This is a genomic window from Telluria sp. Soil_C_11, assembly GCF_057657395.1.
The window spans coordinates 1-11,857 of sequence record NZ_JBDGIN010000022.1 but is presented as its reverse complement, the minus strand read 5'-3'; the positions used below and the strand labels follow the sequence as shown (position 1 = coordinate 11,857).

Sequence of the window (11,857 nt, the reverse complement as noted above, 5' to 3'; positions counted from 1 at the left end):
GATTTGCCCTTTTCAAGTGTTACAGCTTAACATGCGACGGCGCAACAGTCTCGAGACCCCATTGCCTCGCCCGTGCGATCGCACTTCCCATATCCTGCAGCGCATAAGGCTTCCGGATGAATTCCACTTCCAGTTCCCGCAGGCGCTCCGGCGCCAGCACATAGCCGCTGGCCAGCACGATCGGCAGGCGCGGACGCCGCGCGCGGAAGGCCGCGGCCAGGCCGATGCCGTCCAGCGAGCCGGGCATCATGACGTCGGACAGCACCACGTCGATGCCGTCGCAGCCCAGCGCCAGCGCGGCGTCGCCGCTCGCGGCCTCGACCACCTCGCAGCCGAGCGCCTGCAGCAGGGCGACGGCCTGCTCGCGCACCATCGCATCGTCCTCGACGCACAGCACGCGCAATCCCGGCGGAAGGTCGGCGCCCGCCTCGGGCGCCGCCGGCCGGGCGCTGGGAACGTCGGCCGCGCGCGGCAGCAGGATGCCGACGGTGAGACCGCCGGACCGCCGCTCCAGGTAGGCATGGCCGCCGCTCTGGCGCGCAAAGCCCTGCACCTGGGACAGGCCGAGGCCCGTGCCCACGCCGGCAGGCTTGGTGGTGAAGAAGGGCTCGAAGGCGCTGGCCGCCGTTTCGTCACTCATGCCGCTGCCTTCGTCTTCCAGCGCCAGGCAGACGTAGTCGCCGGACGGCAGGGCGGCATCGGCATGGCGGGCATCCGGCAGGCTGCGGTTGTCCAGCACGAGCCTGACGCTACCCCCATGCGGCATGGCGTCGCGCGCATTGATGGCCAGGTTCAGCAGCGCCACTTCGAGCTGGGTCGGATCGGCGAAGACCGGCCACAGCCCGGCGTCGGCGCGCACCTCGAACGTGATGCCGGCGCCCAGCGCCTGGCGCAGCAGGTCCTCCAGTTCGCCGATCTGCGCCTGCAGGTCGATGGCGGTACTGGCCAGCGGATGGCGGCGCCCATAGGCAAGCAGTTGCCCGGTCAGCTTGGCCCCTTTGCCAGTGGCGCGGCCGATGCTGGTCAGCGCGCGTTCGATGCGGCTGTCGTCCGCCGTACGGGTCAGGAGGCGCAGCAGCTCGACGGCGCCGGAGATCACCTGCAGCAGGTTGTTGACATCGTGCGCGACGCCGCCGGTCAGGCGCCCCAGCGATTCCATGCGGCGCGCTTCCAGCAGGGCTGCCTCGGCGCGTTTGCGCTCCTCGATTTCCCTGGCCAGCGCCGCGCTGCGCTCCTCGACGCGCCGTTCGAGTTCGCCGGCATGCCCGGCCAGGGCCGCCAGCTGGTCGCGGATCTGGTATTGCAGCAGGCGGGTGCGGCGCGCCGAGCCGAGCGCCATGCGCAGGGCTTCGCGCGACAGCGGCCGGTGGATCATGGTGACGTTCCCCAGTTCGGCCAGCGCGGCGAGCCGGCTGCCGGCACTCGGTGCGCGCTTGCTGCCGGTCAGCGCGATGATGGGGATATCCGACCAGATCGGCTGGGCCCGCAGCAGCGCGCCCAGCTCGGCGTGCGAGCAGGCCGCCAGTCCTTCTTCGGTGATCACCAGCAGCAGCGCGTGCTCGTCGACATGGGCGTACAGCTCGGCCGCGCTGGCGCAGATCGCGCTGGGTATGCCGTCCTCGTCGAGCACGGAACGCACGGCGTCGGCATCGCGGCCGAACGGCGCCAGCACCGGCACCGTGTGCGGCGCCGGAAGGTCGAAAACGGCCGTGACCATGGCGTCAGACGGCCCCGATCACGCCGGCCATCAGGTTGTGCACCGCCGTGATCTTGTCTCCCACCTCGACCCCGTCCTCGGTCAGCAGGAATTCGCGGATCTCGTGGCTGTGCCGGCCATGGCGCTTCTTCAGCACGGAAATGGCCTTGCGTACGTCGCCGTCACGCTCGTAGAAACGCAGCGAGATCATGTTGTCCGTCATCAGGCTGAGTGCGTCCGGTTCGCGCGAGGTGTCCAGGTTGGCCGAATGGGCGCCGATCACGATCGACATCACGCCCATGTTGGCGAGATAGGCGAACAGCTCGTTCATCTGCAGCAGCATGGCGCGTTCTTCGCGGATCACGTCCAGGTAGGAGTTGACGCTGTCGATGATCACCAGGCGCACATCGTGGTCTTCCACATGGCGGCGCACGCGCCAGACGAAGGCGCCCGGCGAAATGCGCGACGGGTTGATGCGCGTGATCAGGAAGCCGGGCGGATCGTCCTGCCCTTCCTCGCTGCCCATGTGATTGATCATGCGGGAGCGCAGGGTCATCTCGCTTTCGTCGAAGGTGAAATAGGCCGCCTTTTCGCCGGCGTCGATCAGGGAGATCGCGTACTGCAGGGCGAGCGTCGACTTGCCGACGCCGGACGGGCCGACGATCATCGTCGAGGTGCCCGAGACAAGGCCGCCGCCCATCAGGGCGTCCAGTCCGGGCGCGCGGCTGAGCAGTTCGGCGGTCTGGTGCGGACGGCTGTGCTCTTCCGCGATCAGGCTGGGGAAGACCAGCACTTCGCCGGTCGTGATCGCGAAGTCGTGCCAGCCGCTCTGGAAGTCGCCGCCGCGCAGCTTGGTGACGCACAGCGTGCGCCTGGCCGAGCCGAAGCTGCGGTCGCGCATCTCCAGGCACAGCACGCCATGCACGGCGCTTTGCAGCTCGTATTCGGGCTTGGCCGAGGTCTGGTCGTCGAGCAGCAGGATGGTCGCGCCCAGGGAGGTCAGCTGGTGGCGCAGCTGGATGATCTGGCGCCGGTAATGCGAGCTGTCCTGGGCCAGCAGGCGGATCTCGGCCATCGAATCGATCACCACGCGCGACGGCTGGTGTTCGCGGACCGTGGCGGCGATGGCGTCGACCAGCTTCGACAACTCGCTGTCGGCCGGCAGCAGCACGCTTTGCTCCTGGTTGAAGGCCTGGTCGACCGGCATCCGCTCGCTGATATGGATGCCCTGCAGCGACCAGTTGTGGTTCTGCGCCGTGGCCAGCAACTCCTGGCGGGTCTCCGACAAGGTCACATACAGGCAGGTTTCGCCGGCCTTGACGCCTTCGATCAGATAGCGCAGGCCGATGGTGGTCTTGCCGGTGCCCGGACGGCCTTCGACCAGATGGATGCGGCCGCGCAGCAGGCCGCCACGCAGGATCGCGTCGAGTTCGGGAATGCCCGTGGGGAGGCGGGTAATGCATTGGTCCATATGATGCGTCTGTCATCTTCCAGGCAAGCCGGCGGCTCACGAGAAGGGGTTGGTCGATTCTGCAAAAATGTTCACGGATTGTAACGCTGTCCTTACATTTTGTTAGCACGATTGAAACACTATGGACGGGTTCGCTTCCCGCGTGGCGCGACGGCGCCATCGCCGGGCGCACGTGTCCGTCTATTCGTCTGGAAAATGATGGGTGGATTCTGCTGCGGAGCGCTTGAAGCGGGATCCGCCGTGACGTGCTCAGGGCCGTGAGCCGGAGCCCGGGACCGGAACGTGCTCATGCGAGCGCACCTGGTTGCGCCCCTCGTTCTTGGCAAGGTAGACGGCCGCATCCGCCGCGGCGAACAGGTCGTTGATACCCTGTTTTTGTTCCATCGACGCCACGCCGATCGACACCGTGACCTGCAGCCTCGGCTTGTCCAGCAAGGGGGCCCGCGCAATACCGGCACGGATGCGCTCGCCGACTTCCATCGCCGTGGCCAGGGACGTCTCCGGCAGGACGACGAACCAATGATGAACTTCTCCCATGGTCCTTATCGCTGGCCGGCACATTTCGCTGGATAAGTTACCGCTCGATTATCTTGGATTATAACGGCCGACTTTAGAACCCGACGAGTACATGTATCGGAATTGTTCCAGCTGCCATCATTTACCCGGCTTAACTCATCTGATTTGCCTGTCAAGATTACACAAGAACGCAATACGAATTGTTCAGTTAAATTTTTCCCAATCGTGCCCCGGCTCTGCTCACTGGTGGCAAGCAGTACAAAAAGACCATACCAAACAGGATAAAAGTACCCTACCAAGCGGCTGTCATTGATATTAGATTGGTAGATAGTATTTACAGCCGATTTGAAAACGAGAAATTCCAGGACTAAACCGTCGAATTTATTCATTATTTCCGGGATAACAAACAGTTGCCAGAATTTACCCGACCTGAATCAGATGACCGGGATCACTTCAATTCGTTCCCGGATCTCGACTGCGGCGACCAGAGCCATCAATATGCCGATAAAACGGTTCACCCCAGGGAATCAAATAATCATCTTTCGGCACCTGCAAAAAACATTAACAACGAGGCGGATCCAAGGATCCATCCTGATTGAGAGAGGCATAATATGGCCACCTTGACTGGAACAAAAAGGGATGAAGTACTGACCGGGACATCGGGAGACGATATCATAGTTGGCGGCGGCGGCGCCGACACACTCCAGGGCGGCGCCGGAAACGACACCATTACCTACCAAAACGACAAACGAAGGACAATTATCGATGGCGGTACCGGCATCGATACGCTTATCGTCAACCAGACTGCCTCAATTAATCTTTCCGCTCCCAACCAGGATGTCGGTTCGACCAATGTGACACTCACCGGTTTTGAAAACGTCAACGGTTCCGCTTCTAACGGCGTACTGAACCTTACCGGGGCAAGCGGTGCAAACATCCTTACAGGTGGCTCGGCCAACGACATCATCGCCGGCGGGGGCGGCGCCGATAGATTGTCCGGCGGAGCGGGGAACGACAGGATCACCTACCAGAACGACGCCGCCAACACCTTCATCGATGGAGGGATCGGCATTGATACCCTGGTACTCAACCAGAGCACGACCATCGATCTGACGGCGGCCGACCAAGACATAGGCTCGGCGAATGTCACCGTCACCGGCTTCGAAAATGTCTCGGCGTCCGGCTCGACCTCGGCAGTCTCCTTGACCGGCAATGCCGGCGCCAATCAACTGACCGGCGGGTCTGGCAATGATATTATCGTGGGTGGCGGTGGGCAAGACACGCTCAGCGGCGGCGCTGGAAACGACATCATCACTTATCAAAACAACCAGAAGGGAACCGTCATCGACGGCGGTACTGGTATTGATACGCTAATTGTCAACCAAACTGCAACCATTAACCTTTCTTCGAATGACCAGGATACTGGCTCTCAAAACGTCACCGTTACTGGCTTCGAAAACGTCGATGCCTCGCGGTCTGTAGCGGCAGTCAACGTGACTGGCTCGATCGACGATAATTCGCTGATCGGCGGTTCAGCGCGTGACATATTGAATGGGGGCGGCGGCAACGATGTATTGCAGGGCGGCGATGGCGCCGATACATTAACCGGAGGGGCTGGCGCCGACATATTCGCTTACTTCAACGAATCCAATTCACCATCCGGTTCTGGTTCCGATGTGATCTCGGATTTCCAAGCCGGCGTCGACAAGATCGACCTGAGTGCACTATTGGGCCCCACCGATCTCGCTTGGGGAAACAAGACCGCGATAGCGAATGGCGTCTGGTACGCGAATATTGGCAGTAGTACCTTTGTATATGTCAACACAACAGGTACCGCAACCGCGAATTTCGCCATTGAATTACGCAACGCGCAGAACCTTGCCCTGACTATTAGTGACTTTATTGGCGTTATTGGTAATTCCCCGCCGGTATTCATATCGCAAGACAAATTCAATGTCGCCGAGAACACTACTGCAGTCGGCATCGTACATGCTACGGATGCAAACCCCGGGTCCACGCTGAGTTACACGCTCGCGGCACTTGACGACGCAAGCCTGTTCACGATCGATGCAAACACCGGTGCATTGAGTTTCAGGATAGCCCCAGATTTTGAAGCACCGTCGGATTCTGGTCGCGACAATATCTACAATCTGACGGTCCAGGTCACAGACGGCACCAACGTCACTTCCCAGGCAATCGCGGTGAGCGTTACCGATGTCGACGATAGCCACATTTTCCTGACCACGGCAGACGACATCGTCAATGGCGGTGGCGAGGACAACGTGATCAACGCAAATGCCCAGACCCTGAACCCCGGCGACCAGATCAGCGGCGGTGGCGGCAACGACACCCTGCAGCTGAACGGTCCGGGCACCTACCGGCTCGACCAGTTGGCCCAGCTGGTGGGCATCGAACAGGTCTCGATCGTCAATGAGGGCGGCAACGCAGCCGCCGTCTACCTGCGCGATGGCGTGGACCTGACGGTGACCGGCAGTGGTGTCACCGACGCCTTCATCCTGTCCACCGGACGGGACACCATCCACGCCAACGATGGCAGCGACCGGATCAATGTACAGGCAATCGGGCAGCTCGGTGCCGGCGATGTGATCGATGGTGGTGCCGGCTCCGATACCCTCGCCATCGGTGGTGCCGGGCCATTCGACCTGACCCGGGCCAGTTACCAGAACATGGAGCAGCTGTTGTTCAACGGCGGCAGTGGCGCCACGATCATCGTCGACCAGGCGGTGATCGACGCCTTTGCCGGTTTCAGCGGTGGCAACTTCACGGAACAGATGCAGACCGCCAGCGCGAGCCTGGACCTGTCGAACAAGACCATCGAGCGCTTCGGCAGCATCGGCAGCAGCAACACGAGCGGCACCACATTCACGGTCAGCGATGTCGGCACGGCCCTGCTGATCCGTGGCGGGCCCGGCAGCGATGCCATCGTCGCCAGCAATCTCACCTTCACCGAGGCCCAGCGCACCCAGATATTCGACCAGGGATCGGTCGATACCATCACGGACGCCAGCGGCACCTATACCAGGGGCGGCAACGGTGGCGCGACGATCAAGCTGACCACGGCAGACGACATTGTCAATGGCGGTGGCGAGGACAGCCTGATCAGCGCAAATGCCCAGACCCTGAACCCCGGCGACCAGATCAGCGGCGGTGGCGGCAACGACACCCTGCAGCTGAACGGTCCGGGCACCTACCGGCTCGACCAGTTGGCCCAGCTGGTGGGCATCGAACAGGTCTCGATCGTCAATGAGGGCGGCAACGCAGCCGCCGTCTACCTGCGCGATGGCGTGGACCTGACGGTGACCGGCAGTGGTGTCACCGACGCCTTCATCCTGTCCACCGGACGGGACACCATCCACGCCAACGATGGCAGCGACCGGATCAATGTACAGGCAATCGGGCAGCTCGGTGCCGGCGATGTGATCGATGGTGGTGCCGGCTCCGATACCCTCGCCATCGGTGGTGCCGGGCCATTCGACCTGACCCGGGCCAGTTACCAGAACATGGAGCAGCTGTTGTTCAACGGCGGCAGTGGCGCCACGATCATCGTCGACCAGGCGGTGATCGACGCCTTTGCCGGTTTCAGCGGTGGCAACTTCACGGAACAGATGCAGACCGCCAGCGCGAGCCTGGACCTGTCGAACAAGACCATCGAGCGCTTCGGCAGCATCGGCAGCAGCAACACGAGCGGCACCACATTCACGGTCAGCGATGTCGGCACGGCCCTGCTGATCCGTGGCGGGCCCGGCAGCGATGCCATCGTCGCCAGCAATCTCACCTTCACCGAGGCCCAGCGCACCCAGATATTCGACCAGGGATCGGTCGATACCATCACGGACGCCAGCGGCACCTATACCAGGGGCGGCGGAGCACCCGGTACTCCGCCGGAATTCACCTCGCCAGCCGCGTTCAGCATCCCCGAGAATACCACCAGCGTTGCCACCGTCAGTGCCACCGACCCCGATCCAGGCACCACGCTGGTCTATTCGCTTAGCTCGCTTGGCGATGGCGCATTATTCACCATCGGGGCGGAAACCGGTGTACTGAGTTTCAACACCGCGCCAGACTTCGAAACCCCGGCCGATCAGGACAACGACAACACCTACCATGTTACGCTCCAGGTTTCGGATGGAACGCACATCACCCTGCAAGCCATTGCAGTGACTGTGGCGGACGTTGCCGAAAACACGGCCGCGCCGAAGATCACCTCCCCGGAGACGTTTAACACGGTCGAGAACACGACCGCCATCGGGACGGTAAGCGCTACCGACCCCGACCCCGGCACCACGCTGGTCTATTCCCTGGCAGCGCTTGACGACGCCAACCTGCTGTCAATTGACGCGAACACTGGCGTGCTGACGTTCAAGGTGGCGCCGGATTTCGAGGCGCCGGCAGATGCAGGCGGCGACAACGTGTACAACGCGACCGTACAGGTCTCGGATGGCAGCAACGTCACGTCTCAGGCGATTCAAGTGGTGGTGACTGATGTCGCGGAAAACACCGCCGCGCCCGTTTTCACTTCGCCAGATGCGTTCAATGTTCAAGAGAACACGACTGCCGTCGGCATGGTGAGCGCAAGCGACGCCGACAGCAGTTCCCTGACCTATTCGCTGTTCGAGGGAGACGATGTCGACAAGTTCGCGATCAATCCGACAACCGGAGCGCTTGTCTTCCGTTCCGCCCCGAATTATGAAAACCCGACCGATATCGGGGCCGACAACGTCTATAACGTCACGGTGCAGGTATCCGACGGAAGCCTGGTGACCAGGCAGGCGATCACCGTAACGGTCACCGATGTGACCGATTCCCTGTTTACCCAGGGAGACGACTCGATTAACTTCGCGTCGGTCACCGCAGGTGCCTATCCCGACGGAAGCCAATACGATGCGCTTGGCGGGAACGACGATGTTCGGCTGCCCGGCACGCTTGCCCAGGCGATCGCATCGGGGTATGACACCACGCATCAGTTCTACGGTGGCGCTGGTGACGACACCATCACAGGCGGCGCGTTCAACAGCCTGATTAATGGGGGCGACGGCAAGGACAACGTTGTCGGGGGCTCCTACGCGGATACGCTCTGGGGTGGTGCCGAGGCGGACTTGCTCAATGGTCTCGGATCCGACGACATACTCTATGGTGAGGGAGGGACTGACGAACTCTTCGGTGGGGACGGAAACGACACGCTCGACGGTGGAGATGACATCGACATGCTGCATGGGGGCGCCGGCAATGATGTCCTGATCGGTGGTCCGGGCGCGGATACGCTCGATGGTGGTGCCGGCGATGACATCTTCCGGTTCGGCTTCGGCCTGCCACGGTCCGATAGTGCCCCGACAACCATCGATACCATCGTCGCGTTCGGACGCAGTGCGTCGGATCCCAATGGCCGCGACCGTATCGACTTGCCTTCATTCAGCAATAACCTGCCGCTCGCCTTCAATGAACACAGTGATCCGGCGGAGCATGTCTTCGATACCTATAACGGCACTAACCAGGGCATTCAGCTACCGGCTGAACGCGTGCATGACGGATTCGCAGACGTCAACTGGCAGTACAACAGTGCCCTTCAGCGCCTTGAAGTGTGGGTCGACGCGAACGACGATGGACAGTTCAGTGAAGTCGACTTGCTCCTCTACTTGCCCAGTATCGATGGCAAAGTGCAGGCCCTGACACTGGACGACTTCGTCGACAACTTTGTCGTCTGGCGTGGGAATGACGAACCAAATACCTATCCGGGAACGGACGGAGATAACATTGCCTACGGCCTGGGCGGCAACGACATTATGATGGGCAATGGCGGCGCAGACACCCTGTATGGTGGCCGCGGCAACGATAGTCTCCACGGCGGCACAAGTGCCTACGGCACCATCGACCAGCTCTACGGCCAGGAGGACGACGACACGCTGTACGGCGACGATGGCATCGATGTGCTGTACGGCGGCTCGGGCAATGACACCTTGTACGGTGGCAACGATGGCGACCAGTTGTATGCCGACGGCGGCAAGAATGCCGACGGCAGCCCGTCGCTGGACGACGCCAGCGCCACCAACACGCTGCTGGGTGGACTGGGCAACGACCTGCTCTACGGCGGCGCCGGCCAGGACCACCTCGACGGTGGAGATGACAACGACCAGATCTACGGCAACGACGGCAACGATATCCTCGAGGGGGGAAACGGCGATGACCTGCTCAGTGGCGGCGCCGGGGCCGACGTCCTGTACGGCGGCGCGGGCAATGACCAGCTGACGATCATGGGCGGGGTCTATGGCGAAGGCAGCCAGGCCGATACCCTCGACGGCGGCAGCGGCGACGACCTGCTGGAAGTGTACACCGCGGGCGCCGCGCATGTGCTCAGGGGCGGCGACGGTGCCGACGTGTTCCGCCTCGACTATTGGCAGGCCGGTACGGCTTCGGACATCGGCGAGCTGTCCTCGCACGTCAGCGCACCGGTGACGATCACCGATTTCAACGAAGCCGAAGGCGACCGCCTGGCGATCGGCGTGCGCTTCGTGGCGGGAGCGTTCCTCAGTAGTGCGGTATTCCGCGGGGAGCTGCCCGCCGGCTTCGGTAACTTCGACGCCAGCATCGGCCAGGCGATACCGGGCGCGGACGACCTGGGGCAGGATTTCCTGCAGTTGTGGACCTTCCAGCAAAACGGCAAGACCATACTGTTCGCCGACAGCAACCGTAACTTCACCGTCGACGCCGACGACTTCCGGCTGGACCTGGATAATGCGCCCGTGCTGTCGCAGGACAGCTTCGTGCCCGGCACCTTCCTGGCCAGGGTCGGCACCACGGGCGACGACTCCCCCGCTACCCTGCCCTGGCTCGCCGGCAGTCCCGGCGACGATGTATTCTATGGCCTGGCCGGGAACGACACCCTGATGGGGGCCGATGGCGCCGACATGCTCTACGGCGGCACCGGCAAGGACACCCTGTATGGCGGTGCCAACGTTTACAGCACCATCGACCAGCTCAACGGCCAGGAAGGCGACGACACCCTGTACGGTGGCGATGGCACCGACCTGGTGTACGGCGGCGCGGGCAACGACATCGTCGACGGCGGCAACGATGCCGACCAGTTGTATGCCGACGGCGGCAGGAACGCCGACGGCAGCCAGTCGCTGGACGACGCCAGCGCCACCAACACGCTGCTGGGTGGACTGGGCAATGACCAGCTCTACGGCGGCGCCGGCCAGGACCACCTCGACGGTGGCGGCGACAACGACCAGATCTACGGCAACGACGGCAACGATATCCTCGAGGGGGGCGATGGCGACGATATGCTCAATGGCGGCGCCGGGGCCGACGTCCTGTACGGCGGCGCGGGCAATGACCAGCTGACGATCCTGGGCGCGGGCTTTGGCGAAGGCAGCCAGGCCGACACCCTCGACGGCGGCAGCGGCGACGACCTGCTGGAAGTGTACACCGCGGGCGCCGCGCATGTGCTCAGGGGCGGCGACGGTGCCGACGTGTTCCGCCTCGACTATTGGCAGGCCGGTACGGCTTCGGACATCGGCGAGCTGTCCTCGCACGTCAGCGCACCGGTGACGATCACCGATTTCAACGAAGCCGAAGGCGACCGCCTGGCGATCGGTCTGCGCTTTGTGTCGGGAGCGTTCGTCAGCGGTGCGGTATTCCGCGGAGAGCTGCCCGCCGGCTTCGGGAACTTCAACGCCAGCATCGGCCAGGCGGTACCGGGGGCGGACGACCTGGGGCAGGATTTCCTGCAGTTGTGGACCTTCCAGCAGAACGGCAAGACCATACTGTTCGCCGACAGCAACCGTAACTTCACCGTCGACGCCGACGACTTCCGGCTGGACCTGGATAATGCGCCCGTGCTGTCGCAGGACAGCTTCGTGCCCGGCACCTTCCTGGCCAGGGTCGGCACCACGGGCGACGACTCCCCCGCTACCCTGCCCTGGCTCGCCGGCAGTCCCGGCGACGATGTATTCTATGGCCTGGCCGGGAACGACACCCTGATGGGGGCCGATGGCGCCGACATGCTCTACGGCGGCACCGGCAACGACACCCTGTATGGCGGTGCCAACAGCACCCCCAACACGTACGACCAGCTCAACGGCCAGGAAGGCGACGACACCCTGTACGGTGGCGATGGCACCGACCTGGTGTACGGCGGCGCGGGCAACGACATC

5 protein-coding genes are annotated in these 11,857 nt (G+C 62.9%); 1 reads left to right on the top strand and 4 read right to left on the bottom strand.

The window, feature by feature from the left end:
- Positions 1-19: 19 nt before the first annotated feature.
- The 4 genes from AC3A6M_RS22630 to AC3A6M_RS22615 all read right to left on the bottom strand — a co-directional run bounded on the left by AC3A6M_RS22630 (position 20) and on the right by AC3A6M_RS22615 (position 4,072).
- A complete protein-coding gene (locus AC3A6M_RS22630) occupies positions 20-1,717 on the bottom strand; it encodes a response regulator (RefSeq protein WP_487854972.1) in 1,698 nt (565 codons plus the stop codon).
- 4 nt (positions 1,718-1,721) lie between these two features.
- Complete coding sequence (locus tag AC3A6M_RS22625; protein ID WP_487854971.1) at positions 1,722-3,167, bottom strand: DUF7125 family protein; 1,446 nt, start codon at positions 3,165-3,167, stop codon at positions 1,722-1,724.
- A gap of 249 nt (positions 3,168-3,416) precedes the next feature.
- On the bottom strand, positions 3,417-3,704 hold the full coding sequence (locus AC3A6M_RS22620) for a diguanylate cyclase (RefSeq protein ID WP_487854970.1): 288 nt from the start codon (positions 3,702-3,704) through the stop codon (positions 3,417-3,419).
- A 5-nt stretch (positions 3,705-3,709) separates the two neighbouring features.
- Positions 3,710-4,072, bottom strand: a complete 363-nt coding sequence (locus AC3A6M_RS22615) for a hypothetical protein (RefSeq protein WP_487854969.1) — start codon at positions 4,070-4,072, stop codon at positions 3,710-3,712.
- Between the two features lie 222 nt (positions 4,073-4,294).
- Between AC3A6M_RS22615 and AC3A6M_RS22610 the strand changes: the two genes are divergently transcribed.
- A partial coding sequence (locus tag AC3A6M_RS22610; RefSeq protein WP_487854968.1) for a cadherin domain-containing protein occupies positions 4,295-11,857 on the top strand: 7,563 nt, incomplete at its 3' end.